Annotated in this window: 19 protein-coding genes; 6 read left to right on the top strand and 13 right to left on the bottom strand. The window is 66.9% G+C overall.

Annotated features, from left to right (window positions below):
- Positions 1-443: 443 nt before the first annotated feature.
- A complete protein-coding gene (locus LGN19_RS03675; RefSeq protein WP_226213267.1) occupies positions 444-2063 on the bottom strand; it encodes a methyl-accepting chemotaxis protein in 1620 nt (539 codons plus the stop codon).
- A gap of 469 nt (positions 2064-2532) precedes the next feature.
- The gene (locus LGN19_RS03670) at positions 2533-4611 is read right to left on the bottom strand and encodes a TonB-dependent receptor (protein WP_226213266.1); all 2079 of its coding nucleotides are present in this window, start codon (positions 4609-4611) and stop codon (positions 2533-2535) included.
- A gap of 579 nt (positions 4612-5190) precedes the next feature.
- Here LGN19_RS03670 and adhP point away from each other — a divergent pair.
- The gene (gene adhP / locus LGN19_RS03665) at positions 5191-6219 is read left to right on the top strand and encodes an alcohol dehydrogenase AdhP (RefSeq protein WP_122947086.1); all 1029 of its coding nucleotides are present in this window, start codon (positions 5191-5193) and stop codon (positions 6217-6219) included.
- 91 nt (positions 6220-6310) lie between these two features.
- Here adhP and LGN19_RS03660 read toward each other — a convergent pair whose 3' ends face one another.
- Both LGN19_RS03660 and LGN19_RS03655 read right to left on the bottom strand, forming a co-directional pair.
- Entirely contained in the window at positions 6311-6742 is a 432-nt protein-coding gene (locus LGN19_RS03660) for a MarR family winged helix-turn-helix transcriptional regulator (protein ID WP_226213265.1), read from the bottom strand.
- Complete coding sequence (locus LGN19_RS03655; RefSeq protein ID WP_174958328.1) at positions 6739-7656, bottom strand: serine aminopeptidase domain-containing protein; 918 nt, start codon at positions 7654-7656, stop codon at positions 6739-6741. Before LGN19_RS03655 ends, LGN19_RS03660 begins: the two co-directional genes overlap by 4 nt.
- A gap of 295 nt (positions 7657-7951) precedes the next feature.
- Here LGN19_RS03655 and LGN19_RS03650 point away from each other — a divergent pair, with 295 nt between their 5' ends.
- The 3 genes from LGN19_RS03650 (at position 7952) to LGN19_RS03640 (ending at position 10812) form a co-directional block, all read left to right on the top strand.
- Complete coding sequence (locus LGN19_RS03650; RefSeq protein ID WP_226213264.1) at positions 7952-8917, top strand: ABC transporter substrate-binding protein; 966 nt, start codon at positions 7952-7954, stop codon at positions 8915-8917.
- A 51-nt stretch (positions 8918-8968) separates the two neighbouring features.
- Complete coding sequence (locus tag LGN19_RS03645) at positions 8969-10063, top strand: LLM class flavin-dependent oxidoreductase (protein ID WP_226213263.1); 1095 nt, start codon at positions 8969-8971, stop codon at positions 10061-10063.
- Between the two features lie 188 nt (positions 10064-10251).
- Positions 10252-10812 (top strand): hypothetical protein, encoded by a 561-nt coding sequence (locus tag LGN19_RS03640; RefSeq protein ID WP_226213262.1) that lies wholly within the window; start codon positions 10252-10254, stop codon positions 10810-10812.
- Between the two features lie 48 nt (positions 10813-10860).
- Here LGN19_RS03640 and LGN19_RS03635 read toward each other — a convergent pair whose 3' ends face one another.
- The 6 genes from LGN19_RS03635 to LGN19_RS03605 form a co-directional block, all read right to left on the bottom strand.
- A complete protein-coding gene (locus LGN19_RS03635) occupies positions 10861-11796 on the bottom strand; it encodes an ABC transporter substrate-binding protein (protein WP_226213261.1) in 936 nt (311 codons plus the stop codon).
- A 34-nt stretch (positions 11797-11830) separates the two neighbouring features.
- Positions 11831-13621 carry an amino acid ABC transporter permease/ATP-binding protein gene (locus LGN19_RS39735; RefSeq protein ID WP_319000615.1) on the bottom strand — a complete coding sequence of 597 codons (1791 nt, stop codon included), beginning with the start codon at positions 13619-13621 and terminating at the stop codon, positions 11831-11833.
- A gap of 64 nt (positions 13622-13685) precedes the next feature.
- Positions 13686-15038 (bottom strand): LLM class flavin-dependent oxidoreductase, encoded by a 1353-nt coding sequence (locus LGN19_RS03620; RefSeq protein WP_122947080.1) that lies wholly within the window; start codon positions 15036-15038, stop codon positions 13686-13688.
- A 7-nt stretch (positions 15039-15045) separates the two neighbouring features.
- Positions 15046-16095, bottom strand: a complete 1050-nt coding sequence (locus LGN19_RS03615) for an LLM class flavin-dependent oxidoreductase (RefSeq protein ID WP_122947079.1) — start codon at positions 16093-16095, stop codon at positions 15046-15048.
- 63 nt (positions 16096-16158) lie between these two features.
- Positions 16159-17112: an ABC transporter substrate-binding protein gene (locus LGN19_RS03610; RefSeq protein WP_174958334.1), complete on the bottom strand. Its 954-nt coding sequence runs from the start codon at positions 17110-17112 to the stop codon at positions 16159-16161.
- Between the two features lie 56 nt (positions 17113-17168).
- On the bottom strand, positions 17169-17729 hold the full coding sequence (locus LGN19_RS03605) for a GNAT family N-acetyltransferase (RefSeq protein ID WP_226213260.1): 561 nt from the start codon (positions 17727-17729) through the stop codon (positions 17169-17171).
- A gap of 756 nt (positions 17730-18485) precedes the next feature.
- Between LGN19_RS03605 and LGN19_RS03600 the strand changes: the two genes are divergently transcribed.
- The gene (locus LGN19_RS03600) at positions 18486-20210 is read left to right on the top strand and encodes an ABC-F family ATP-binding cassette domain-containing protein (protein WP_226213259.1); all 1725 of its coding nucleotides are present in this window, start codon (positions 18486-18488) and stop codon (positions 20208-20210) included.
- 292 nt (positions 20211-20502) lie between these two features.
- Positions 20503-21570 carry a hypothetical protein gene (locus tag LGN19_RS03595; RefSeq protein ID WP_413227182.1) on the top strand — a complete coding sequence of 356 codons (1068 nt, stop codon included), beginning with the start codon at positions 20503-20505 and terminating at the stop codon, positions 21568-21570.
- A 75-nt stretch (positions 21571-21645) separates the two neighbouring features.
- Here the strand turns inward: LGN19_RS03595 and LGN19_RS03590 are convergent, their stop codons facing one another.
- From LGN19_RS03590 to LGN19_RS03580, 3 genes are all read right to left on the bottom strand, one after another.
- Positions 21646-22680 (bottom strand): succinylglutamate desuccinylase/aspartoacylase family protein, encoded by a 1035-nt coding sequence (locus LGN19_RS03590; protein WP_226213258.1) that lies wholly within the window; start codon positions 22678-22680, stop codon positions 21646-21648.
- Positions 22681-22935: 255 nt separating this feature from the next.
- Positions 22936-23211 carry a hypothetical protein gene (locus tag LGN19_RS03585; RefSeq protein WP_043186765.1) on the bottom strand — a complete coding sequence of 92 codons (276 nt, stop codon included), beginning with the start codon at positions 23209-23211 and terminating at the stop codon, positions 22936-22938.
- Between the two features lie 257 nt (positions 23212-23468).
- The gene (locus tag LGN19_RS03580; RefSeq protein ID WP_226213257.1) at positions 23469-25019 is read right to left on the bottom strand and encodes a sensor domain-containing diguanylate cyclase; all 1551 of its coding nucleotides are present in this window, start codon (positions 25017-25019) and stop codon (positions 23469-23471) included.
- Between the last annotated feature and the right edge of the window lie 327 nt (positions 25020-25346).

The following is a 25346-nucleotide window of genomic DNA, read 5'->3' as shown; positions in this document are numbered from 1 at the left end:
TCGGCACGATCTCCATGTCGCCGGTGTGGCAACGCGCGAGACACGGGCGGGATCGAAACCTGCACGACGCTGCATGCGCAGGCGTGCGCCATGCAATGGTGGAGGCGCACGCAGTGCGCGCGAACGTGCGTGGCGATGCGCATTTCCGGACTCGCGCACGAGGCCGCATCGGTCGACCGCGATGACCGGCGATGGCGCGGTTACGCGGTTACGTCGACGTGCGTACTACCCGTACGCGTGCTGCGAACGCCCGACGCGGCCGCGCGACGCGAGTCGGCAAAGCGCGACGTCGTGCGTGCGCACAGGTCGCGCCGGAAGGCGACGATGCACCGCGCACCGCGCACCGCGTACCGCGCGCGGCCGCGCATCGCGCGGTGCACGCAAGCGTGACGCAGGCGAACCGGCGAACCGGCATGCGCATCGCCGTCTCCCTGCCGCATCCGTTACGCGGTGGCCGGTTGCCAGTGATGCGTGGCGGGCACGTGCGCGTGCGCGCCCGGCGACGTCACATGCGTGCCGGCCGGCATCCGGAACGCGGCGACCGTTTCGGACAGCTCGTGACCTTGCGCCTCGAGCGACTTCGATGCGGCCGCGGCCTGCTCGACGAGCGCGGCGTTCTGCTGCGTCGTCTCATCCATCTGCGTGATCGTCAGGTTCACCTGGTCGATGCCGCGGCTCTGCTCGGCCGACGCGGCCGCGATCTCGCCCATGATGTCCGTCACGCGCGCGACGGCCTGCGTGACGTCCGACATCGTCTTGCCGGCTTCGCCCGCGAGCGCCGAGCCGTCGCGGATCGTCTGCACCGACGCGGAGATCAGTTCCTTGATCTCCTTCGCCGCCGTCGACGAGCGCTGCGCGAGACTGCGCACCTCGCTCGCGACGACCGCGAAACCGCGGCCCTGTTCGCCCGCCCGGGCCGCTTCGACGGCCGCGTTCAGCGCGAGGATGTTGGTCTGGAATGCGATGCCTTCGATGATGCCGGTGATGTCGGCGATCTTCGACGAGCGGTGGCCGATCTCCGTCATCGTGTCGACCACCCGGCCGACCACCGAGCTGCCGCGATGCGCGACGTCCGACGCGTTCGCGGCGAGCGCGCTCGCCTGTTGCGCGTTCTCCGCGTTCAGCCGCACCGTCGACGTGAATTCCTCCATCGTCGCAGCGGTTTCCTGCAACGAAGCGGCCTGTTCCTCGGTGCGCTGGCTCAGGTCGAGGTTGCCCGACGCGATCTCGCTTACCGCGTGCGCGATGCTGTTCGACGAATCGCGCACGCGGCCGACGATGCCGATCAACCGGTCGTTCATGGTCCGCAGCGCGTCGAGCAGGTCGCGCGTCTCGTCGTTGCCGCTCACGTCGATGCGGCTGCCGAGATCGCCGTTCGCGACCGTGCGTGCGACGTCCACGGCCGAGCCGATCGGCACCGTGATCTTGCGCGTCAGCCACAGGCCGCCGCAGACCGCGATCGCGACGGCGCCCAGGCAGATGCCGGCCAGCAGGTTGCGCTCGGTCGCATAGCGGTCCGCGAATTGCTGCGCGATCGCGAGTTCGCGTTCATGCGTATAGGTCGCGTACGCGTCGGTCGCACGCACCAGCTGCGCGAGCAGTGGCCGGCAGTTGTCGTCGATGTCGGCGGTCGCCTCGTCTTTCTTGCCGGCCTGCGCGAGCCCGACGATGCGCAGCGCGACGGGCCCGTAGCTGGTTTCGATGCGCACGATATCGGCCACCAGTTCGCGCGCGCGATCGGAGGTGTCGGTCGCGTCCGCCATCATCGCCTTGAGCTTCGCGAGATGCTCCTGCACGTCCTTGTGCGCTTGGTTCACCTCGGCCAGTTCGAGTTCGAGGTCGGACGGCTTGGTGACGAGCACGAGGTTGCGCGCGGCGATCGCGCGCCGGTCGACGGCCGTGCGGATCTGCGCGGACAGGTTCGCCCGCGCGCTGATGCCGTTCATGTAGCGGGAAAACTCGGCGTTGGTATCGGATAGCGCCTTGAGTGCCATGCCCGACACGATCACGACGACCGCGGCGAGCAGGCCGAAGCCGCCAAGGAGTTTTAGTTTGATGCTCATTCTGGCGATTTTCACGGAGTGCCCCTGCGCGAGTGGTTGGTAAATTGAAATTATTGTTCGACCAGATACGGGCTCGTGCCGGCATTAACGGGTGTGCCTGATGATTCTTTACCCGTAGAAAACCCTGATATTAGTTTTTTTAGCGCTGAAAACCTTGCTGGATGGGGGTTCTTGATTTCAATCAAATAACACCGGGGGCACCCATGATTAAAAGGTTCATGCGTGGAATTTGAAACCGGTTTTATTGAATGAAACGGAAACGGTGTTTATGCGAATAATTGTCTGATGAATTTATTTGGTTTTATGGGTGAATCAATGAATTTCCTTGCGGACTAATTGGGGAGGGAGCAGGCAGACGTCCGCGGCATGCGCTGTGCGATAGCCGGCGATGGCCGATAAACGGAAATTGGCGTCGGAAAGGGCGGCGCCGGAGAGCGGCCCGCGGCGGGCGCCGCGGACCATGAGTGGATCAGAACGTGGTGCGCAATCCAGCCATCACGCTGCGGCCGCCTTCCGGCGCGAAGCCGCGCACGACCGAGGTGGCGTAGCGGATTTCCTGGTTCGTCAGGTTGTCGCCACGCAGGTACGCGAGCCAGTGCGTCGCACCGAAGCGGAACTTGTAGGTCAGCATCACGCCGAGCGACGTGTAGCCGTCGGTCGAGAAGTCGTTGTCGGGCACGCGGTGCTGCGACCACGCATGCGTGACCTGCGCGCGCGCACCGAACGGCCCATAGCCGTAGTCGGCCGCGAGCGTCGCGCGCAGCGGCGCGATGCGCGGCAGCGGCTGGCCCGTGTCGACGTTGCGCGCGTGCGTGTAGTCGGCCGTCAGTTCCAGGTCGACCGTATGGCCGCGCCGCGCGAACGCGCGCCACTTGCCGTCCAGCTCGACGCCGTAGAACTCGGCGCGCACGCCGCGATAGATCGCTTCGTTGAGCGAGCCGTCGGTACCGGGCGCGACGGGTTCGCCGTCGTCGTCGACGACACGGCCCGTGTTGTACTCGGCCAGGTAGTTCGAGAAGCGGTTGTAGAACACGCCGACGCTGCCGCGGTTCGGGCCGCTTGCGTAGCGCAGCGACAGGTCGGTCGACACCGCTTTTTCCTTCGACGCGTTCGGGTTGCCGATCAGGAACTGGCCGGTCGCATCGTGCGGGCCGTTCGAATACAGTTCGTAGAAGGTCGGCGCGCGCTCGGTGTACGCGACGTTGGCCGCCACCGACCACACGGGCGTCAGCGAGAACAGCGCGCCGGCCGACAGGCTGCCTGCGTTGAATTCGCGCGCTTGCGCCCCCGCGAATTTCTCGACGCCGGCCGGATCGGGATCGACCTTCACGTGCTCGAAACGTCCGCCGAGGCTCAGCTTGAGCGCCGGGGCGACCTGCCATTCCTCGAGGCCGAACAATGCGACGCTGTTCGTGCGTGTGGACGGCACGAGCATCTCGTCGCCCAGCGCGGAGAACGTGTTGTGGCCGAACTGCACGCCGATCGCGCCTTCGAACGGGCCGATCTTGCGATGCGTTGCCTCGATGCGCGCCTCGTAGCCACGATTGCGGAAGGTGGTCGCGGTCTCGCCGTTGTCGACTTCCTTGTGGCGATAGTCGGTGTACGCGAAGTCGAATTTCAGTTTCGTGAACGGCCCGCTCAGGTTGCGCACCTCGGACGCGAGCGCGAGGCGTTCCTGGCGCATCCGCAGCCGCACGTCGCTTTCCGCGACGGAGCCGTAGTTCGATTCGTAGCCGCTGTAGGACAGGCCTGCGAAGCCGTCCGCCCACGTGTACGACGCGCCGACCGCACCGCCGTGCACGCGGCCGTCGCTGTTCGGCACGTTGCCTTCCGGTTGCGGCGTGTCGGGGCCGTCGATCGCGCGCTGCGCGCTGCTGCGGGCGTAGCCGGGAATTCGCAGCTTGCTCGTTTCGCGGTCGAATGCGTCGACGTGGAACGCGAAGCGGCCGTTGCCGCCCTCGACCTGCGCGGCACCCGCGCGCACCGAGTTCGCGCCGCCATAGCGTGCATCGAGCGCACCCGTCACGCCTTCGATCGCTTCGCGCGGAATCCGGTTGTCGATCGTGTTGACGACGCCGCCCACCGCATTGCCGCCGTACAGCAGCGCGGCCGGGCCGCGCACGATCTCGACGCGCTCGATCGACAGCGGATCCTGCGGCACCGCATGGTCGTATGACAGCGACGACGCGTCGTAAGCCGCGACGCCGTTCTGCAGCAACCGGATCCGGTCGCCGTCCATCCCGCGGATGATCGGGCGGCCGACCATCGGCCCGTAGGTGGTGGTCGATACGCCGGGCAGCCCGTTGAGCGTCTCGCCGAGCGAATCGGCCTGGCGGCGCGTCAGCGCATCGCCGGAAAGCTGGACGGTCGGCGCGATCAGGTCGGTGTCGCCGAGCGGGTTCGCGGTCACGAAGATCGGGGCGAGCGGGGTGGTCGGCGGCGTGCCGGATACGGCGGGCGCTGCGGTCTGCGCGTGTGCGACGGCGGCGAACAGCATCAGCGAAAGGGACGAGAGCGGGCGAAGCGGTAGACGAGGGAGGTCGCGCATGGTCGGTGAATCGGTTGGAATCGGATCGGATAACGAGCGATGCGGGTCACGGCTGGATACGATATATTGTTGCGTCTGCGACGCGTAGTGACCCGTTGGAACATGGCTCGGCGAGGCTCGGCCACCCACAGTGGAACGCCGTCAGGCGGACGAGCACGCGAAATGATATGTTATATCATTTCAAATTCCAAGCCGAATGGCAGGTAGCTGTCGGGTTTCTGTCGGATGGATGAAATCGCGGCGGGAGCGGAAAGCGTCTGCGCGGTGCCCGGAACGATCGCTTGAACGGGGCGATGCCGTGCGCGTGTCGACGCGTTGCTCGTGCGCCGGCCCGGTTCGTGTCGCCCGCATTCGGGTCCGTCGGCGCTGCCCGCCGGGAAACGGCCGTTCGCCGATCGATGAGGCGGGCGTGGACCTCCGCCATCGGATCGGGATCCAGTGACTCCTGCGGAACGCCCCGGTGCGACGCGTTGAAGCAGCCGCCATCGCCGCGCATCGTCCCGCGCATTGACGCGCATCAACGTCGTTCGAATCCGAAACCGGATACTGGATCGCTCACCGACCAGGCAGGAGCGACACATGTCTCAAACCATGAAAGCAGCCGTCGTGCACGCGTTCGGCGAACCGCTGCGCATCGAGGAGGTGCCCGTGCCGACGCCGGGGCCCGGCCAGATCCTTGTCAACATCAAGGCATCCGGCGTCTGTCATACCGACCTGCATGCGGCCGACGGCGACTGGCCGGTCAAGCCGTCGTTGCCGTTCATTCCGGGCCATGAAGGCGTGGGTATCGTCGCGGCGGTCGGCGCGGGCGTCACGCACGTGCGCGAAGGCGATCGCGTCGGCGTGCCATGGCTGTACACGGCCTGCGGCCATTGCGAGTACTGCCACACCGGCTGGGAGACGCTGTGCCACGGCCAGCAGAACACCGGTTATTCGGTGAACGGCAGCTATGCGGAATACGTGCTGGCCGATCCCGATTACGTCGGTCATTTACCCGCTCAGGTTGCGTTCGACGAGATCGCGCCGATCCTGTGCGCGGGCGTCACCGTCTACAAGGGCATTCGCGTCACCGATACGCGCCCGGGCCAGTGGCTCGCGATCTCCGGCATCGGCGGCCTCGGGCACGTGGCCGTGCAGTATGCGCGGGCGATGGGCCTGCACGTGGCGGCCATCGACATCTCACCCGACAAGCTCGCGCTGGCGCGGCAGCTCGGCGCGGAACTGACGATCGACGCGTCGGTCGACGATCCGGCCAGGGTGATCCAGAAGGAGATCGGCGGTGCGCATGGCGTGCTCGTCACGGCCGTGTCGCGCAGCGCGTTCGCGCAGGCGCTCGGGATGGTGCGGCGTGGCGGCACGGTGGCGCTCAACGGCTTGCCGCCCGGCGATTTCCCGTTGCCGATCTTCTCGACCGTGCTGAACGGCATCACCGTGCGCGGGTCGATCGTCGGGACGCGGCGCGACCTGCAGGAATCGCTCGATTTCGCCGCCGACGGCCTGGTGCGCGCGCATATCCACCGCGACCGGCTCGACAACATCAACGACGTGCTCGCGAAGCTGCGCGACGGCAAGGTCGACGGGCGCATCGTGCTGACCGACATGCATTGATGCATTGATGCATTGATGCATTGATGCATTGATGCATTGATGCGATGTGCGCGGGGCGCGGCGCGTGCCGTCGATGGATCGACGGTGCCGCTCAGCGCTCCGCCGGAAACCGCTCCTGCAGCGTGTGCAACCAGCGCGCGACGACATCGAGTTCGTCGTCGGAAAACCCGTCGCACAGCTTGCCGTTGAGTTCGCGCAGCAGCACGCGTGCCCGCTTGAGCGCCCCGTGGCCTTCGTCGGTCAGGTACAAGCGCGTCGCGCGGCCGTCGTCCGAATCGGCATGACGCGTAATGAGGCCGGCTTTCGCCATCCGGTCGGCGAGCCCCGTCATCGCGGACGGCGCGAGCTGCAGCGCGGCGCCGACTTCACCGATCAGCGCACCATCCTGCTTCGCGAGACAGAACAGCGCGCCGGCCTGCGCGGCGCTCGCGCGCGTCTCGGTTTCCGCCTTGCGGTCGATCCAGCGCTGCACGCGCCGCTGGCCGATGTTCAACATGAAAAACAGTCGTCGGTCTTCGCTCAAGCTGGGTTCCCGGCTGCAATGGAAAGGGAGGGACGGCCCGCGGTTCGCGGCGTGTCGAGTGCCTGCGCGAGCCAGTCGGCCACGTCGGGCCACAGCACGGTGCCGGGGCGGCTGCGGAAGAAGCCCATGTGCCCGACCGGGCCGCTGCCCGCCGCGTGCGGATCGATCTGGCGGCGTTCGACCGCCGCGCGGGTCAGATAGCTTACCAGCAGCCCGATGGCCGTCGGGTTGGCCCACGGGTCGTCGTCAAAGCCGAGCGCGAGGATCGGCAACTGCTGCTTAGCGTAACGTTCGGCCGCGCCGAGCGTCGGATCGTCGAAGAAATAGTGCGGCAGCGTCGTCCAGCGGCTCCATTCGCGAAACACGCCGGCCGGCATGTCCTCGCCGAGCCCGAGCCGCTTGCCGGGCACGTAGCCGAGCAGCGCCGACATCAACGGGCCGAGCACCCGCAGGATCAGCCGCACCTTCAGGCGTTCGGCCGCCTGCGTGATGAGTCGCGTGCTGCCCGCATGCGCGGCGACGAGCACGGCCGCGCGCAGGTGCGGCGTCGCGGCGGACAGCCCGATCGCATGCCCGCCGACACTATGCCCGACCGCCAGCAGCGGCAATCCTTCGAACGCCTGCCGTGCCCATGCCGTCGCGGCGCCCACGTCGAGTTCCATCCAGTCGCGCATGCGGGCCTGCAGCGCGCCCAGGCGCGCGGGCCGTGACGCGCCGATGCCGCGATAGTTGTAGGTGAGCGCCGCGAAGCCGCGTTCGGTCAGGAAGCGCGCGAAGCCCGCATACAGCCGCTCCGGCACGGCCGTCGCCGGATGGATCAGCACCAGCGCGCGCGGCGCGGCGTCCGGCGACCACAGCGTGCCGTGCAGCGCGTAGCCGTCGGCGGCGGAAAACTCGATGGGTTGGGAGGTCATGGCCGTCCTCGTTCCAGGTAGTTATTTCGTATGCGAAATATAGCCCGGATTTATTTCGTGTGCGAAATATCTATCGAGGATTCATTCGAGCCGGGTTGCCCGGAGCGGCGAGCAACCCGGCGATGTCGGTCGATTCATAAAATATTTGCATCTTTGCATAGAAGAATATTGCGTTTGTTTCATGAAACGGATCGACGTATCTTCACCGGTTCCATCCGTTCCGCCGGCCGCCTCGCACGGCGGAACACGAGGCGCCGCCATCGCGCGGCCGCCCGCCAACCTCCGGGAGATCACGTTGTCGAGCAGAATCGTCACGGCACTCTTGCTGGCGCTTGCCGCGCAGCCGGGCATTGCCAAAGACACCGTCACGCTGCGCGTCGGTGAACAGAACTACTTCAACATCCAGGCGTCGATGGAGGCGTCCGGCGTGCTGAAGGACCTGCCTTACACGATCGAGTGGAAGCATTTCCAGGCCGCCGCACCGGTTGCCGAATCGCTGAACGGCAACGCGATCGATGTCGGTTTCCTCGGCGATTCCGCGTTGCTCACGCTGGCCGCACGCGGCGCGCCGGTGAAGGTGGTCGCCGTTTCGCGGCAGAGCCTCGACGGCGTCGCGATCCTCGTGCCGAAGGATTCGCCTGTACGCACCGTGGCCGACCTGCAGGGCAAGACCATCGCGGTATGGCGCGGTGCGTGGAGCCAGCAGCTCGTGTTGCGCGCGCTCGAACACGCCGGCCTGCGTGCGGATTCGGTCAAGTACGCGTACCTGATGCCGATCGATGCGACCAACGCGTTCGCGAACGGATCGGTCGATGCCGTGTCGTTGTGGGAGCCGTTCGTCAGCACGCTCGCGTTGCGGCAGGGGGCGCGGCCGGTGACAACCGCACAGGGGCTGATGCCGGCACTGAGCTTCGTCGCCGCGAACGAGCAGGCCGCCTCTGGCAAGCGCGCCGAGATCACCGATTTCCTGCGGCGCGTCGTTGCGGCGCGCCAGTGGGTGGACAGCCATCCGCGCGAGTACGCGGACCTGTGGGCGAGGCGCGCGAAGCTCGAACCCGACGTCGCCTACCGCTGGCTCAACAACGCGAAGCAGCGCGTCGGCCCGGTCGACGACACGGCCGCGAAGGACGCGCAGAACACGGCTGATTTCCTGCACAAAGCCGGCGTGATTCCGGCTGCGTACGACACGTCGAAATTGCTCGACCGCTCGTATGCGGGCGCGTTCGCGGCGCCCGCGAAAAAGACGGCCGCCGCGCAGTAAGCGGCCCCCCCGGCCACGATTTCAGATCGAGAACCACAAGGACATCCCGACATGCCAGTCGACATCATCGGCATGATCACCGCGACACCCGGCGCGGAGGTCGACGTACCGGGCGGCGCGGCCGTCCAGCCCGACTATGTGCGCCGCTTTGCGCAGGCGCACGAGGCCGCCGGCTTCGACCAGATCCTGGTCGGCCATTTCAGCAACGCGGCGGACGGCTTCATCGTCGCGTCGTTCGCGGCCGCCGCGACTGAGCGCATCCGCATCCTGCTCGCGCACCGGCCGGGCGTGATCGTGCCGTCGGCCGCCGCGCGGCAGATCGCGACGCTCGACGTGTTCAGCGGCGGCCGGCTCGCACTGAACGTCGTGTCGGGCGGCGACGATACCGACCTGCAGCGCGACGGCGATTTCGTGCCGCACGATGCGCGCTACCGCCGCACCGGCGAATATCTCGACGTGCTGAAACGGATCTGGCAGGCCGACGCGCCGGTCGATCACGATGGCGCGTTCTACCGGCTGCGCGGTGCGTCGCCGCTCGTGAAGGGCGCGCAGCGGCCGCACGTGCCGATCTATTTCGGCGGCTCTTCGCCGGCCGCGCTGGCGGTCGCGGGTGAGCATGCCGATGTCTACATGACGTGGGGCGAGCCGCTCGCGTCGGTGCGCGAGCAGGTCGCGCGCGTGCGGGCTGCCGCCGCGCCGTTCGGTCGGACGCCGCGCATCAGCGTGTCGTTCCGGCCGATCGTGGCCGACACCGAGGCTGCCGCATGGGAGAAGGCCGAAGCGATTCGCGAACGCGTGCGCGCGGCGCGGCTCGCGAACGGCCAGCCGATCGCCGGCCATGCGCCGCAGAACGCGGGCTCGCAACGGCTGATGGCGGCCGCCGCGCAAGGCGACGTGCTTGACGAGCGGCTGTGGATGGGCGTCGCGAACCTGACCGGCGCGCGCTGGAATTCGACCGCGCTGGTCGGCACGCCGGAGCAGGTCGCGCGGGCGCTCGGCGCGTACTACCGGCTCGGTGTGTCGACGTTCCTGATTCGCGGGTTCGACCCGCTCGACGATGCGCTTGATTATGGACGTGACCTGATTCCGGCGATTCATGCGCAGGTCGCGAATCTCGACAGGGCTGGGGCGGCACTGCCGGCATAGGTGCGACGCCGACTGCCGACCGATGGAGAGCATGGCGCTTCCCTGAGCCGGGGCCGAACCGCCACCGGTTACAATCCGCGCATCGGACCATGGGCCATGGCCGACGAGAGCGGGATCGCGAGGCGCCGCACGGGTAGCGCCGTCATCCGATTCGAAATCAGAAATCGAATAACGAAGCGAAGCAAGTCATGCGAAAGATGGCAGGGGTTTTACTGGCATGCGGGGTGCTGGCCGGTTGTGTGAGTACCGGAGCGAATCGGGGTGGCGCGTACGATCCGGCAACGGAAGCGCGGATTCGCGTGTATCTGGGCGCCTATTCCCATTTCTATTTCAACACCACCTGCGAACCGAACGACTCCTGGTTTCTCAAGGGGCCGCCCGGCATGGATGTCGCCGTGCCGGGTTTTACGCGTGCACTTGCGGGCAACACGACGATCGGCATGCCGCTGCCGGATGACGCATACAAGTACTACGACGAGTACGTGGTCAACGCGAACCAGCCGATCACGATGACGTTTCAGACCGGCGGACAGCGGGTAATCGACATGGGCGCGGCGGGCACGACCACCATTAGCCAGCGCGTCGAGCATGTCGCGCGTTCATTCGTGCCGCAACCGGGCCTCGACTATGAAGTGTTCCCCTACGAAGCGAAATGGGGGCTCGAGACCAAGCTGCGGCAACTGCACGTGAACGGCAAGCAGGTGTCGACGACCGACGTGGAGCTGGCTCGCGCGCCGCGCTGTCCGTGACGGGCCTCGCCGAAACGTGGCCGGAACGGTGCGCCGCGCGGCCGCGCTTCAAAACGACGGTAACCCCGGAGGATTGGTCTCCGCGCGCGCGATCGCCTCGCTCTGCAAACCCCAGCGCGCGAGCGCCTGCCCATAGCGACCGCTGCCGATCAGCGCGTTCGTCGCGAGCGTCAGCGCGGGCGCGAGCCCGCTGCCGCGCCGCGTCGCGATCGCCACATCGGCGTTGGCCGGCCAGCCCGCATTGACGACGCCGACCCGGCGGATCTTGCCGGTGCGCGCGGCCTCGTACGCGAGCGACGCGTTCGGGTTCAGCTCCGCATCGGCACGGCCGGACAGCAGCGCGACGCGCGATGCCGCGTCGTCGTCGAAATAGAGCAGCTCGGCCGGCTTCAGCCCCTGCGCCACGTTGCGCTTGTTCCACTCGAGCAGGATGCGCTCCTGGCTCGTCCCCGCACCCGTGATGATGCGCAGGCCGGCGATGTCCTTCGGCCCGGCGATCGTCGCGATCGGGCTGCCGGTGCGCACGTAGAAGCCGTGCAGCCCGAGCCGGTAGGTCGTGAAATCGTACTTCTCCTTGCGCTTCTCGGTCACGCCGACGTTCGAGATCACCGCGTCGTACTTGCCGGACGTGAGCCCGAGCGGCCAGTCGGCCCACGCGATCGGCAGCAGCACGAGCGTGCGGCCGAGTGCGTCGGCGACGAGCTGCGCATAGTCGGGATCGGCGCCGACCACGGTGCGCGCGTCGGTCGCGTAGGTCGACACCGGCGGCGCGTGCGGCGAGATCGCAACCGTGAACGCGCCGTCGCGTACCCAGCGATAGCCCGCTGCCTCACGAACGGCTGCGTCATCGCGTGTGGCGCGAATGCGGCCAGCCTGGCGCGGATCGAGATCCGCGGTCGCGGCGGCGGCCTGTACCGCGCACCATGGAAGGTTGCCCGTTGCCGCGACCAGCGCGGCAGTGATGAACTGGCGTCGGTCGGTCATCGTGCGGCGCCTCGCAAGTCGGGAGCGGCGCGCATCACAGCACCCGCGACAGGAACTCACGCGTGCGCGGGTGCGCCGGCGCATCGAGCACGACGGCCGGCGGTCCGGCCTCGACGATGCGCCCGCGCTCCATGAACAGCACGTTATCCGCGACTTCGCGTGCGAAGCCGATCTCGTGCGTGACGATCACGAGCGTCGTGCCCGAGCGCGCGAGTTCCTTGATCACGTCGAGTACCTCGTTGACGAGCTCGGGATCGAGCGCCGACGTCGGCTCGTCGAACAGCAGCACCTTCGGGCGCAACGCAAGCGCCCGCGCGATCGCGACGCGCTGCTGCTGGCCGCCGGACAGCTGGCGCGGATACGCGTCGGCTTTATCCGCGAGACCGACGCGCGCGAGCAGCGTGCGGGCGATGCGTTCGGCCGCGTCGCGCGTGACGCCGCCGACGACGACCGGCGCTTCGATCAGGTTCTCGAGCACCGTCAGGTGCGGGAACAGGTTGAAGTTCTGGAACACCATTCCGACAGCCGTGCGCCGCGCCAGCACGTCGCGTTCCTTCAGCTCGTAGAGCACGTCGCCGTCGCGGCGATAGCCGATCAGTTCGCCGTCGATGTCGATGAAGCCGTCGTCGACGCGCTCCAGATGGTTGATCGTGCGCAGCAGCGTCGACTTGCCCGAGCCCGATGGCCCGACGATCACGGTCACGCTGCCGCGCGGTGCGACGAACGACACGTTGTCGAGCACGCGCTGCATGCCGAACTGCTTCGATACGCCATGCACGGCCACTTCGCCGCCGTCGCGCGGTGGGGCGACGGTCGCGGCGTCGCGATCGTCCTGAGCCTGCGCGACCGATGCCGCGTGGCGGGACGCGACCCGCCGCCACAGCGCGCCGAGGCGCGCGAGCGCGAACGTGAGGACGGACGGCGGCGGGTTGCGCAGCGCACCGCGCGCATAGTGCCGCTCGACCTGCACCTGGATGGCCGACAGCACGGTCAGGATGATCAGGTACCAGACGGTGGCGACCATCAGCAGCGGAATCACTTCGAGATTGCGGCGATAGATCACCTGCACCGTGTAGAACAGCTCCGGCATCGCGATCACGTAGACCATCGACGTGCCTTTCGCCAGCATGATCAGGTCGTTGAACGCGGTCGGCAGGATCGCGCGCATCGCCTGCGGCAACACGATCCGCGTGGTCTGACGGCCGCGCGGCAGCCCGAGCGCGGCGGCCGCTTCGAGCTGGCCCTGATCGACCGCGAGAATGCCGCCGCGGATCACCTCCGCGGAAAACGCCGCGTGATGCAACGTGAGGCCGAGCACGGCCGCAAGGAACGGGCTGATCAGGTCGGTCGTCGGCGTGTCGAACCACACGATGTCGGTGAACGGCACGCCGAGCCGCACATGCTCGTACAGGTAGCCGAGGTTGTTCAGGATCAGCAGCAGCACGATCAGCGGAATCGAGCGGAACAGCCACACGAAAGCCCATGCGCTTGCCGACAGCAGCCGCGAACGCGACAGCCGGGCCAGCGCGACGAACGCACCGAGCACGAGGCCGAACACAGCGCTGAGCAGCGTCAGCACCAGCGTGCGCGCGAGCCCCGACAGCACCGGCGGCGACAGGAACCATTCGGCGAACACCGGCCAGCCCCATTGCGGGTTGCCGAGAATCGAATGCAGGACGATCGCGATCAGCGCGACGGCGAGCACGGTGCCGGCCGTGCGCGACCGGTGGCGCGCGGGCACGATCCGGAAACGCGTGCCGGCGTCGCGCGCGCCGGGGGAAGAGAGCGGCGGCAGCGCGCCGCCGAGGTGGGTCGTGTCGCTCATGTCGGTGGAAATCCTCGAATCGGTCGGGCGGGCGCGCCGCGCGCGGGCGGCGCGGCGGAGGGTGTCAGGCGTGCGCTTCGGCCGCCGTTTCGTGCGGCGTGCCGGGCGCCGCGTGGCGGCTCGCCTTGCGTGGCAGGCCGAGGTGGTCGCGCAGCGTCGCGCCGGGCAGGTCGCGGCTGTAACGGCCGCGCGCCTCGAGCACCGGGATCACGAGTTCGATGAAATCGTCGACGCCCTGCGCCTGCACCGCAAAGCCGAGGATGAAACCGTCGCCGGCACCGGCGTCGTGCCAGCGGATCAGTTCGTCGGCGACATGCTCGGCCGTGCCGATGAAGTTCGGGCGCGGCGTGGCGACCGCGAGCGCCGTCTCGCGCAGCGACAGCCCTTTCTGTTTTGCGTCGGCCTTGATCCGGTCGGTGGTCGAGCGGAAGCTGTTGCGGCCGAGCTCGCCGAGTTCCGGGAACGGCGCATCCAGCGCGTACTGCGTGAAATCGTGGTGATCGAAATAGCGGCCGAGATACGCGAGCGCCTCGTCGATCGTCAACAGGTTGCGGATCGCCTGGTATTTGTCCTCGGCCTCGGCCGCCGTGCGGCCGACGATCGGCCCGATGCCGGGGAAGATCTTCACGTCGCTGCCTTGCCGGCCGTGCTCGATCGCGCTCTGCTTCACGCGCCGCGTGAACGCGGCCGTATCGTCGAGCGACGGCGAATGCGTAAACACGGCATCCGCATACTTGCCCGCGAGACCGATGCCGGTGTCGGACGAGCCGGCCTGGAAGATCACCGGCTGCCCCTGCGGCGAGCGCTGGATGTTGAGCGGGCCCGCGACCTGGAAGAAGCGGCCATGGTGGTCGAGCGTATGAAGCTTGTCGCGATCGAAGAAGCGGCCGGTCGCGCGGTCGCGCACGAAGGCGTCGTCGTCCCAGCTGTCCCACAGGCCCTGCACGACGTCGAGGTATTCGTCGGCGATTTCGTAGCGCAGTGCGTGATCGGGATGCGCCTTGCCGAAATTCTTCGCGGTGCCTTCGAGCGGCGTGGTCACGACGTTCCAGCCCGCGCGCCCGCCGCTGATCGCGTCGAGCGACGCGAGCTGGCGCGCGACCGTGAACGGCTCGCTGTACGACGTCGAGATCGTGCCCGCGAGCCCGATCTTCTTCGTCGCGACCGCGAGCGCCGACAGCACGGTCAGCGGCTCGAAGCGGTTCAGGAAGTGCGGGATCGACTTCTCGTTGATGTAGAGGCCGTCCGCGACGAATGCGAACGCGATGCCGGCGGCTTCCGCCTTGCGCGCGATGCCGATCGCGAAGTCGAGGTTGATGCTCGCATCCGGCGGGTTGCTCGGGTGCCGCCATGCGTTCATGTGGCTGCCTGCGCCTTGCAGCATCAGGCCGAAGGGGATCGATCGTCGGGTCGTCATGGGAGCGTCACGCGTTCTGGTCAGGGGAAAGGGAACGGTCGGCCGTGAGGGCCGCCTGCAACGGCGTGGCCGACAGCGCGCCGCCGAGCCATTCGGCCGACGCGAGCCGCGCCGCGTAGTCGGTCACCGGCGAATCGATCACGAACGCATCGACGTCGAGCCGCCGGCTCAGCGCGTCGAGCGCGCGGTGCACGCGCTCGGGCGTATCGGCCAGCACCGTCGGGCGCAGCTCGTCGATCCGGTAGTCGGACGCGCCGCTCTGCCGCGCGAATTCGGCGGCCGCCTGCGCGCTGGCGAGATTGAAGCTCTGGCCGCCCGCGATTTGCAGCTTGAAGATCTTCAGCGGCCCGATCAGTTGCTCGGCCTCGTCGCGCGTCGGCGCGGCTACCGCATACAGCGCGACCAGCGGCCGGGTGCCGCCGGCGCTGCGGTAAGCGTCCAGCGAGCGTTCGAGGTTCGCGTCGTCGCCGTTGAAATGCCCCGCATAGCAGAAGCGCCAGCCGTTGCGCGCGGCAAGCGCGCCGCTGTCCGGCGAGCCGCCGAGCAGGATGCGTTCGGGCGCCTGCGGCGGTACCGGCAGTGCGACGGCACCGGCGAGCGGGTGATCTTCGGCAACGCCCCAGCCGAGAAACGCATCGAGCTCCGCGAGCTGGCCCGCGAAGTCAGGCTTGCGCGCCTTGTCGTGAAACCACTGCAGTGCGCGCGTGGTCAGCGGCAACCCGCCGGGGGCCTTGCCGATGCCGAGATCGACGCGGCCCGGCGCGAGCGCGGCCAGTACCTTGAAGGTCTCGGCGACCTTGAACGGGCTGTAGTGCTGCAGCATCACACCGCCCGAGCCGACGCGGATACGCGACGTGTGCGCGAGCAGGTGTGCGACGACGATCTCCGGCGCCGAGCTCGCGAAGGCCGGCGTGCCGTGATGCTCGGCGACCCAGAAGCGCTCGTAGCCGAGCTGTTCGGCGCGCTGCGCGAGCGTCGTGGTGAAGCGCAGCGCGTCGGCGGCGTTCGCGCCGTCGGCGATCGGACTCTTGTCCAGCAACGAAAGCGAGTAAGACATGATGAGCGGCGTTCCTGCGTGAGCGTGGCGTGAGCGTGAATGGACGGTGGGGGCGCGCGGCGCTCAGCTCTTCGGCAGCCCCGGCGGATTCGTGCGCGACTGGTCGATCGCTTCCGATGCGAGGTTCCAGCGGTCGAGCACCTGCTGGTAGCGGCCGTTCCTGATCAACCCGTTCAGCGCGACGGTCAGCGGATCGGCGAGCCCGCTGCCGCGGCGCGTCGCGATCGCGATGTCGGCCGTGCGCGGCCAGCCGCCGCTGATCGCGCCGACGAGCCGCGTCTTGCCTTGCTGCGCGCTCTGGTACGCGAGCACCGAGTTCACGCTGAACACGGCATCGGCGCGGCCCGACTGCACGGCGACGATGCGCATCGCCTGGTCGTCGTAGTACTGGATCTGCACGGGTTTCAGCCCATGCGCGACGTTCTCGCGATCCCACGCGAGCAGGATCTTTTCCTGGTTGGTGCCGGCGTCGGTCACGATGCGCAGCCCCGCGACGTCCTTCGGCTCGCGGATCGCCTGGATCTTGCTGTCGTTGCGCACGTAGAAACCGACCTGGTCCTTGCGGTAGGTCGAGAAATCGAGCTTCTGCTTGCGTTCCTCGGTGACGGTGACGTTCGAGATCACCGCGTCGACTTTCCCCGATTCGAGCGCGAGCGGCCAGTCGGCCCACGCGAGCGCGACGATCTTCAGCTTGCGGCCGAGGCTGTCGGACACGAGCTGGCCGATGTCGGCGTCGAAGCCGATCACGGTGCGCGCGTCGGTCGCATACGAGCTGATCGGCGGCAGGCTCGGCGCGATGCCGATCGTCAGCGTGCCGGGCTCGGCGAACTTGAACGACGCGGGCACCGCGCGCTCGACCGCCGCATCGGCTACGCCGCGCGGCCGGCCACGCTGTTCGGGGCTCAGGTCGAACGTTGCGGCGGCCGCGGCCGCGGCTGCGGAGAGCGCGGTCAGGCCGATCAGTGCGGCAGCCAGCGTGCGCACGGCACGGGAAGAAAGCGGTACGGCTCGTTGCATGAAAGCGTCCTGTAGTGGCAAGCGGAGATCGGTGGGATGCAGGTGGCGCGGCGCGGTCAGCGTGACAGCACCGGTTCGGGCGCAGGCGCCCACAGGTCGGCCAACGTCGACGTGCGTGACGGATCGGCGAGATCCTTGCCGAACCGCAGGTGGTAATGCACCTCGGGGGCGATCGACGAATCGAACAGCCGCGTATAGCCGGTGCGGTCGTACAGCGCCCATGCTTCGGGCTGGCGAAAACCGGTAGTCAGGTAGATGCGGCGGTAGCCTTGCTGCGCGGCGCGCAGTTCGAGCGCTTCGACGACCAGGCGCGCAAGGCCCTGGCGGCGCAGGTCCGTGCGGGTCCAGATGCGTTTGAGCTCGGCGGTCTGCGCGTCGTAGCGCTTGAATGCGCCGCCGCCGATCGTCTCGCCGTCGCGCAACAGCAGCACGAACGCGCCTTCGGGCGGCGCGAACAGTTCGGCCGGGTAGCGTGCGAGTTCGTCGCGCGCGGACGCGCGGCTGTCGGGGCGATACGCGTTGTAACGGGTCGAATACTCGTCGATCAGCGCGTCGATCAGCGGTTGTGCGCGGACGTCGATCGGCGTCGTGTCGATGATGCGGTCGGTCGTGGCCATGGGCATCGCGAAGGGCGCGCGATGCGGACGTTCCTGGCGGGGTGCGGGCACGCGGCCCGTCCGGTCTGTTCCGTTATCGCGACGCAGTTGTCGTGATGGCGACGGCCGGTGTGCATCCTGCTGCGATGCAGATGGCGGGCCGCCGCCGTTTTGAACACGTTAGCGGCGCGGCCGGCAAAGGCGAACGAAGCAATTTCGATAAGGATTTCGCGGGTGGTGTAAGAAGGCTTGCAGGGGGAGTGGGGTGGGGCGAACGGGCGTGGTGGGGCGCCGCGCCCGAAAGTGCCGGAAGACGATGAAGCTGAAGGTTCTTGAACCACATTAGGGTACGGGAAAAGCGCGTCATTCAATATGACGGTGACGGTTCCCGGTCAGAAGCAGTTACCCGGAACACTTTCTTTAAAGTAGACATTGGCCGCCCAATGGCGGGTTGTCGCGGAGCATTCTGCGATCTCTCCTGGAAAAAATCGGGAGCGTAACGCCAGCGGCTTGTATAGCCGACGTGAGCCGAGATAAACTCCGGCGCTACATCCAACTCTTTTTAAAAAAGGAGGTAAATATGGTTTTGCTAGTGCGCCCGCTGATGTTGGCACATTTATTCAGCACATTCGTCCGCTCTTGCCTGAGTTCCATCGCGCTGCGATAACCCGGTCAGAGCAAAGCCTTCTCCTCCCGAGTCCTTTCTCGACTCCAAGGTTGTCGCCAGCGCTCCTGTTGACAGGGACAAACACGTCCCGAAAAAACGAGAGCAAGAGCATGACGACCCTGATTTCCGCACTTTCCTTGAATCTGGAAACCGGCCATGGCCCGCTATTCCAGGATCTTTCCTTTACTGTAAAACTTGGCGACCGTATCGGCCTGATTGGCCACAACGGCTGCGGCAAGAGCAGTCTGCTCGATGTATTGGCGGGCAGCCGCGAACCCGGTGCCGGCCGCGTGCAATATGCGGCAATGTGCCGCCTGCAACACGTCGAGCAGCATCTACCGCCGAGACTGGCCGACCTGACGACACGAGAGGCGTTGCTGGAGAGCGTCGGCGAGCAACGGGCCGAGCATTGGCGGGTAGACAGTCTGCTGGACGATTTGGAGCTGGCCACTGCGGCGGACACACCGGTTTCCGACCTGAGTGGCGGTCAACACACGCGTTTGCTGCTGGGGCGTGCAGTCCTGACGCAGCCGAATCTGCTGTTGCTGGATGAGCCAAGCAATCATCTGGATCTACCCTCGCTATTGTGGCTGGAAGATTTCCTGCGCCGCTGGCAGGGGGGCTTCATCCTGGTGTCGCACGATCCGCGTCTTCTAGACACCCTCAGCGACAAAAGCTGGATTCTGCGCGATCAGCGCTTGTACAGTTTCGATATGCCGTGCAGCCGCGCCCTGGTGGCGTTGGCCCAGGCTGACGCAACGGCACAAGCGCGTCATGCAGGCGAGCAGAACGAGATTGACCGGCTAGCCGCCAGCAGCAAACGTCTGGCTATCTGGGGGCGCGAGCACGACAACGAGAAACTGTCGCGCCAAGCCCGGTCCATGCAAAGGCGTGTCGAAAAACTAAAGGAAGACCAGACCTTTGTTAGTCGTGGCAGCCCGTGGCGCTTGAAGCTACAGGGAAGACCATTCGCGGCGGACCGTCTGATGGCGTTCGAAGGCCTGCATGTCCGCGCCCACGCAGAAGAACCGATCCTGTTTGAGGTTCACGATTTGTGGTTGCGGCCAGGTGACAAGATCGCACTCCTGGGCAGCAATGGCACGGGCAAATCCTCGTTGCTACGTCAGTGCTGGAGCGATCTGCAGCAGGGGGAAGCGCGCATGGGTTGGCGTTACCATCCAGCGGCGCGCATCGCCTACTACGATCAGTCATTGCGTCAACTGGCCGACGACGCCACGTTGTCGGACGCGCTCTATAAATTTGCGCCAGTCGGCGACAAGGAGCGACGGCAGGCGTTGATTTCTGCCGGGTTTGCGTATGTACGCCATGCTCAAACCGTGGCCACGCTGAGTGGCGGCGAGCGGGCTCGTCTGCTGTTTCTCGCGCTGTCCATGGCGAGCTACCACCTATTGTGGCTCGACGAACCGACCAATCACCTGGATATGGAAGGTAAGGGCGAACTTGCGGCCGCGCTGGCGGCGTTCGATGGGGGTTTCATCCTGGTTTCGCATGACCGCGAACTGATCGAGCAGAGTTGCAATCGCTTCTGGGCAATCCATAACGGGCGCTTGCAAGAATTGCCGGATGCTGAAAGCGCGTATCGAAATTTGTTCGCATCTCGTGATTCCGCTGCACCCGAGCAGATTCCGGCGACACGGAACCACGCCGGTGTTCAATCCGCCAGCAGTGACGCTGACGCACAGTGGCAACGCTGGTGTCAGTTGGAGGCATGGCTGGCGGCAGAACTCGCACGCAAACCGAAACATCAAAAACCGCAACTGCAGGAACAGTGGCGGGAAGAGATGCGGCGACTGGAACAGGCGCTTGGGCTTTAACGCGCATGTAACGGGTGTGGGTCGCAGCGACACGGCGGACGTCTGAGTGGCGATTGCTGGATGCAGGATTGGTGCCTCTGGGTACCGCCTGCCGCCACTATCCCGCGATTCCACACCCGCTTCACTTTCTGGTCGAACGCATGGCCGATCTCGAAAAGTGCGAGTGTCCCTTCCGGGGCGGCATGCGGCATCGGCGCCGGGCCGGGCTGAAATCGATGAGAAAGAGACAATCGACGGTTGTATCGAGATTGACGACAATGAAAACCATTCCAACAGAGGGCAAAACATAATGATGACTTCCGGCGACGGCCTGACCAGTCCAGCGCGGCTCCTGCGACTCGCGTCATGGGGGATTGCGATCATCTTCGCGGTCTTTCTGAACATGCTCGGCAGCCTCGTGATCCGCGACATGGCGTTCGCGCCGAGCGGCGGTCCGCCCGCCATCGAGCAATTCGCCGATACTCAGGCAAAGGCGCGGCTGGACGCGGCGCGGCGCCGTCTGCAGGCCCAGCACGACGCGCTTGTCGAGAAGGCCGACACAATGGAAGTGGCGCGCGGCCGGGCCGCGAAGGAGTACGCGGCCGAGAAGGAAAGTTTCCGCAACTGGCTGGCAACCCGCTCGGTGACAGGAGACAGTGCGAGGGACCCGGACATTCTGGCCAGAACGCACAAACTCGATACGCTCCAGGCCGTGGTGGTCAACTGGCAGCATCAGATCGATGCGATCGGCGACCAGCAACGGGCACTGACCTCGCAGCAGACTCAAGTGGACACGCAAATCGCCGAAGCGGACGCAGCAGCCGAACGGCGCTTCGACGCGGCAACACGGCACTACGAGATCCAGGTGTTCGGGCTGCGGCTGGCGCTGACGTTACCGATACTGCTGGTTGCGATCTGGCTGTTCATCCGCTACCGCAAGGTGCGCTACTGGCCTTTCGTGTATGGTTTTGGCCTGTTTGCACTGAGTGCGTTTTTCATTGAACTGGTGCCGTACTTGCCGAATTTCGGCGGCTACGTCCGGGTTCTGGTCGGCATTGCGCTCACGGTATTCGCCGGCCTCTACATGATGAAAGCATTTCAGCGCTATGCCGAACGCAAACGGCTCGAATTGCAGCAGGATCAGGGCGCACGCGCGCGCACGATCGGATACGAAAAAGCCGTTCGATCACTCGAAAAGAAGCGCTGCCCGTCATGCGACAAACAATGGAATCTCGGCGGCGACGATTCCACGTTCTGCGTACATTGCGGATTGAGGCTTTTCAATGTATGCGAATGCGGCGGCCGGAATTTCTTCTTCTTCCCGCATTGCCATCAATGCGGTGCCGCGCAGGAAAATGAGTCGCCAGGGGCGTCCGGCTGACGGTCAGCGTGTCTGCAATATGCACTGGCGCCGTTGCCGATATCCTTCGCGGGCGGCGGGTTGCGCCAGTCGCGATCACTCGATGACACGCGCCGGCGTCGACAACTCCGCCAACTGAAACAGGCAATCCCCGCGCCGCACTTGCGCGGGCACGCGCTTGCACACCACTTCGCCGTCGCCCTTGAAGCGGTGCAGCATCGGCTCGCGCAGCGGCGTATCGGGGAAATGCACCCATGCGGCCGGCTGCCCGGCCTTCACCTGGTCGCCGAGTTCGACGAGCGGCTCGACCAGCCCGCGCTCGTACGCATAGACGAAGTGGCGCTCGCCGTCGACGCGCATGAAGCGCGTGATGGTTGGCGGTGCATCGGGCACGAGCGCGCCGCGCAGCAGGCCGATATAGCCGAGGTAGTGCAGCAGCCCGTGGCGGCCGAGCCGGATCAGCGACGGATCGGCCATGCCGGCGCCGCCGAGCTCGGTCACGATCGAGATCGCGCCCTGGCGACGCGCGGCCGATGCCGAATGCACGGGGTTCGGCGCGTGCAGCAGCGCATTCTGCAACCCGAACGCGGCCAGCAGTCCGTTGAGTTTCGCGGCTTCGTCGGCGTCGAGCGGATCGATCGCGAGCATGTTGCCGCCGTGGTAGAGCAGCGAGCTGCCGCCCGAGTGCAGGTCGACCAGATACTGCGCGCGCGACAGCAGCGCATGCTCGATGTAATGGGCGATCATCTGCGTCGGCGTGCCGGTCGGGTTACCGGGGAAGCTGCGGTTCAGGTTGCCTTCGTCGAGCGGCGACACGCGCAGGCCCGCATCGGCCGCCGGGAAATTCGCCATCGGCAGCAGGATCAGCTGCCCGCTGACCATCTCGGGGTCGATCTCGCGCATCAGTTGCGACACGATGATCTGGCCTTCGTACTCGTCGCCGTGGTTGCCGGCCATCACGAGCGCGACCGGCCCGTCGCCGTTGCGGATCGACGCGATCGGGATCGGCAGCCAGCCGTACGCCGAGCGGTGCACGGAATGCGGCAGCCGCAGGTAGCCCGCGTGCTTGCCGGGTGCGTCGAGATCGATTTCGCAGTGGATGGGATTGCGGTGCGTGGAAGAGACGGTCATGGCGGCATCGTTCGATGAACGGAATCTGCCATCTTATCGGGAAACGACCGCCGCGCGGTGTGCCGGGCGCGTGCAACGCCGAATGCCATCGACCGGCAAGCGCAGGGATGCGTGCGGGCGCGTTGCACTGCCGATACGCGGAACCCCGTGCGATGTTGCAGCGATGAGCGCGTGCCGGCGCATCGGCCGGCCGCATTCGAGCGTGAAGTTTCGCGCCGGCCCCTCGCCGCGACGGGGCCGGCGTGCACAATCGGCCTACCGGCCCGATGTTTCAGCTTCGATACGTCCTTCTTCCCACAGAGCCCAGAAGCGGCTGCCGGCGCGATACGGATTCGCACGGTGCGCGCCGTGATCGGCGACGCCCTGGCGAAACGCGCCGTAGAGCGTCAGCGGCGGATTGTCGACGCATCGGGCTTCGCGTGCGGCCGGCATGCGGCGCTCGGAAACGAGCCGGCGGATCAGCGCTGCGCCGTCGATCACATCCAGTTCGTCGATGGTGTCGCTGCGGCTGAGGACTTCGACGGTATTCATGTTGAGTCTCCCTGACAACCTGTTTCCCTGACAGGGAGCAATAAAAGTGCCAGGCTCGAAAAGCCTTGCACTGATTCGATCGTGCCGGCTTCTGCAGCCAACGTGATGCGTGGCGGGCGGCGATGTTACGGAACACGTCACGTGACACGCGAGCGCGCGGCGCCACGTGCGGTCGCGCAAAGCGTTTCGGAATTGAATCGTCGGGAGGCGGCGAACGCGGGGGAAAGAGGGCGGCGCAGCCGGTGCGCGCAGTCGGATCAGCTCGCGGTTGCCGGTGCGACGTGGCTGCTGCCGCTCGAATAGAAGCGGTAGATTCCCTTGCCGGCCGACTTCGCGTCGTACAGCGCGCTGTCGGCCTGCCGGATCAGTTCATCGGGGGAACCGTGCCCGTCGTCGAGCGCGATGCCGATGCTGATCCCCAGGCTCACGGTCGCACCGATCGACAGCGTGTACGGCGCGGAGATCTGCCGGATGATGCGCGCGGCGAGGCGCGAGCACGCGTGCATCGTCGTGTCGTCGAGCGCGACGACAAACTCGTCGCCGCCGATGCGTGCTGCCAGCTCGCCGGGCGGCAGCGTCTTGCCGAGCCGCTCGGCGACTTGCGTCAGCACGTCGTCGCCGGCCTGGTGGCCGAACCGGTCGTTGATCGCCTTGAAGCCGTCGAGGTCGAGATACATGACGGCGAGCGCGGGGCCCGGCGTGCGCGGCCGGCGCGCGAGCATCCGCTTGAGCTCGGCATGCAGTTCGTGGCGGTTCGGCAAACCCGTCAGCGCATCGTGCCGCGCGAGATGGCGGATGTGCTGCTCGGTCTGGCGGCGCGCGGTGACATCCTCGACGATGATCACCGCGTTGCCGTCCGGTACGCGGTGGCGCGTCAGTTCGAGCTGGCGGCCGTCGGCGAGCACGACGTCGAGCGGCGCGGGTTCGTCGCAGGTCAGCCAGAGCGCGCACTGCGCGGCGAGACCGGTGCCACCGGGATCGGTCGCGTCGTTCGCGCCGAGCGCCGCGACGACGGCCGGCAGCGGCGTATCGAGCATGATCTCGCGCGGCGAGCCGAACAGTTGCGCGGTGCGCCGGTTCGCGACGATCACGCGGCGCTCACCGTCGATCATGCACAGGCCGTGCGGCATGTAGGTAAGCGCGGCATCGAAGCGCGCGACGAGTTCGGCGTTGCGCTGGCGCGCGGCGATCAGTGCGACGAGCACGCGATAGTGACGCTGGACGACCGTGCGCATCGCGGCGAGATAGATCGCGAGCGGCGGCAGCAGCAGCCATGCGCCCGACCGGTGGGCCAGCAGCGCACCGACGCCGATCGGCAGCACGCCGAGCGTGACCTGCATCATCGCGAGCCGCGGCAGCGCTGAATTGCGCGACGCGATCCCGCCGAACACGCCGCCCGCGACCATGACCGACAGCGTGCCGAGCTCGACGTCGACAGCCTGCACGCAGCCCATCACGCCGAGGCCGAGCACGAAGCATGCGATGAGCGACACGGGCGCATAACGCAGTGCCCAGTATTCGGCGGAGTCGTCGCCGGCGTCGCGCCGAACCGCGTACGCATGCGCGATCGAGAGCCGCGCAACGAGCAGGCCGACGTCGACGATCAGCCACGCAAGGCACCAGAACTGCTGCAGCCGGATCAGCGCGACGGCCGCGACGAAGCCGCTCGCGAGCCCGGAGAGCACCATCGGGCGGACGTCTTCGAACAGCGTAACGAGCATCGACGGGCGCAGCGCGGCCGTCACACGGTGGTTGCCGGAGGGGGGAGTGGCGAGAACGGAGTGCAGGAGAGATGCCCTGACTGCCATGGTTTTTGACCTCGACACGATGTCGCGTGATGTCGCGATGGCTGGCGGCGCCCGCACGGCACATGGCGGAAGCCCGGCCAGCCCGGATGCGCATGACATTACCATGAAACATGGGCGGCGCGGGTCGTCCGGGCGCCTGCCCGGGCAGGCCGGCGGCATCGGATGCCGCGCCGGCCACTAGTCGTAAACCACGCCCGCGAAAGTCTTGCACATTCACTAGCGCCACGGCAGCATCGTTGCGAACGGAATGCGGCTCGGCGACCGGCAGGAGACCGGTCATCCTGCACGCGGCGCGGGTCCGCCGGATGCGGTCGAACCGATCGAAAC

The organism is Burkholderia sp. AU30198, from assembly GCF_020419825.1.
In the GTDB taxonomy this organism is placed as follows: Bacteria; Pseudomonadota; Gammaproteobacteria; order Burkholderiales; family Burkholderiaceae; genus Burkholderia.
The sequence above is the reverse complement of the archived record's forward strand: the minus strand, read 5'-3'. Positions and strand labels throughout refer to the sequence as shown.

Bases quoted from the DNA above. Each gene is read 5' to 3' on its own strand.
- LGN19_RS03675 (WP_226213267.1), bottom strand. From the start codon at position 2,063: ATGAGCATCAAACTAAAACTCCTTGGCGGCTTCGGCCTGCTCGCCGCG.
- LGN19_RS03670 (WP_226213266.1), bottom strand. From the start codon at position 4,611: ATGCGCGACCTCCCTCGTCTACCGCTTCGCCCGCTCTCGTCCCTTTCG.
- adhP (WP_122947086.1), top strand. From the start codon at position 5,191: ATGTCTCAAACCATGAAAGCAGCCGTCGTGCACGCGTTCGGCGAACCG.
- LGN19_RS03655 (WP_174958328.1), bottom strand. From the start codon at position 7,656: ATGACCTCCCAACCCATCGAGTTTTCCGCCGCCGACGGCTACGCGCTG.
- LGN19_RS03645 (WP_226213263.1), top strand. From the start codon at position 8,969: ATGCCAGTCGACATCATCGGCATGATCACCGCGACACCCGGCGCGGAG.
- LGN19_RS03640 (WP_226213262.1), top strand. From the start codon at position 10,252: ATGCGAAAGATGGCAGGGGTTTTACTGGCATGCGGGGTGCTGGCCGGT.
- LGN19_RS03635 (WP_226213261.1), bottom strand. From the start codon at position 11,796: ATGACCGACCGACGCCAGTTCATCACTGCCGCGCTGGTCGCGGCAACG.
- LGN19_RS39735 (WP_319000615.1), bottom strand. From the start codon at position 13,621: ATGAGCGACACGACCCACCTCGGCGGCGCGCTGCCGCCGCTCTCTTCC.
- LGN19_RS03620 (WP_122947080.1), bottom strand. From the start codon at position 15,038: ATGACGACCCGACGATCGATCCCCTTCGGCCTGATGCTGCAAGGCGCA.
- LGN19_RS03615 (WP_122947079.1), bottom strand. From the start codon at position 16,095: ATGTCTTACTCGCTTTCGTTGCTGGACAAGAGTCCGATCGCCGACGGC.
- LGN19_RS03610 (WP_174958334.1), bottom strand. From the start codon at position 17,112: ATGCAACGAGCCGTACCGCTTTCTTCCCGTGCCGTGCGCACGCTGGCT.
- LGN19_RS03605 (WP_226213260.1), bottom strand. From the start codon at position 17,729: ATGGCCACGACCGACCGCATCATCGACACGACGCCGATCGACGTCCGC.
- LGN19_RS03600 (WP_226213259.1), top strand. From the start codon at position 18,486: ATGACGACCCTGATTTCCGCACTTTCCTTGAATCTGGAAACCGGCCAT.
- LGN19_RS03595 (WP_413227182.1), top strand. From the start codon at position 20,503: ATGACTTCCGGCGACGGCCTGACCAGTCCAGCGCGGCTCCTGCGACTC.
- LGN19_RS03590 (WP_226213258.1), bottom strand. From the start codon at position 22,680: ATGACCGTCTCTTCCACGCACCGCAATCCCATCCACTGCGAAATCGAT.
- LGN19_RS03585 (WP_043186765.1), bottom strand. From the start codon at position 23,211: ATGAATACCGTCGAAGTCCTCAGCCGCAGCGACACCATCGACGAACTG.
- LGN19_RS03580 (WP_226213257.1), bottom strand. From the start codon at position 25,019: ATGGCAGTCAGGGCATCTCTCCTGCACTCCGTTCTCGCCACTCCCCCC.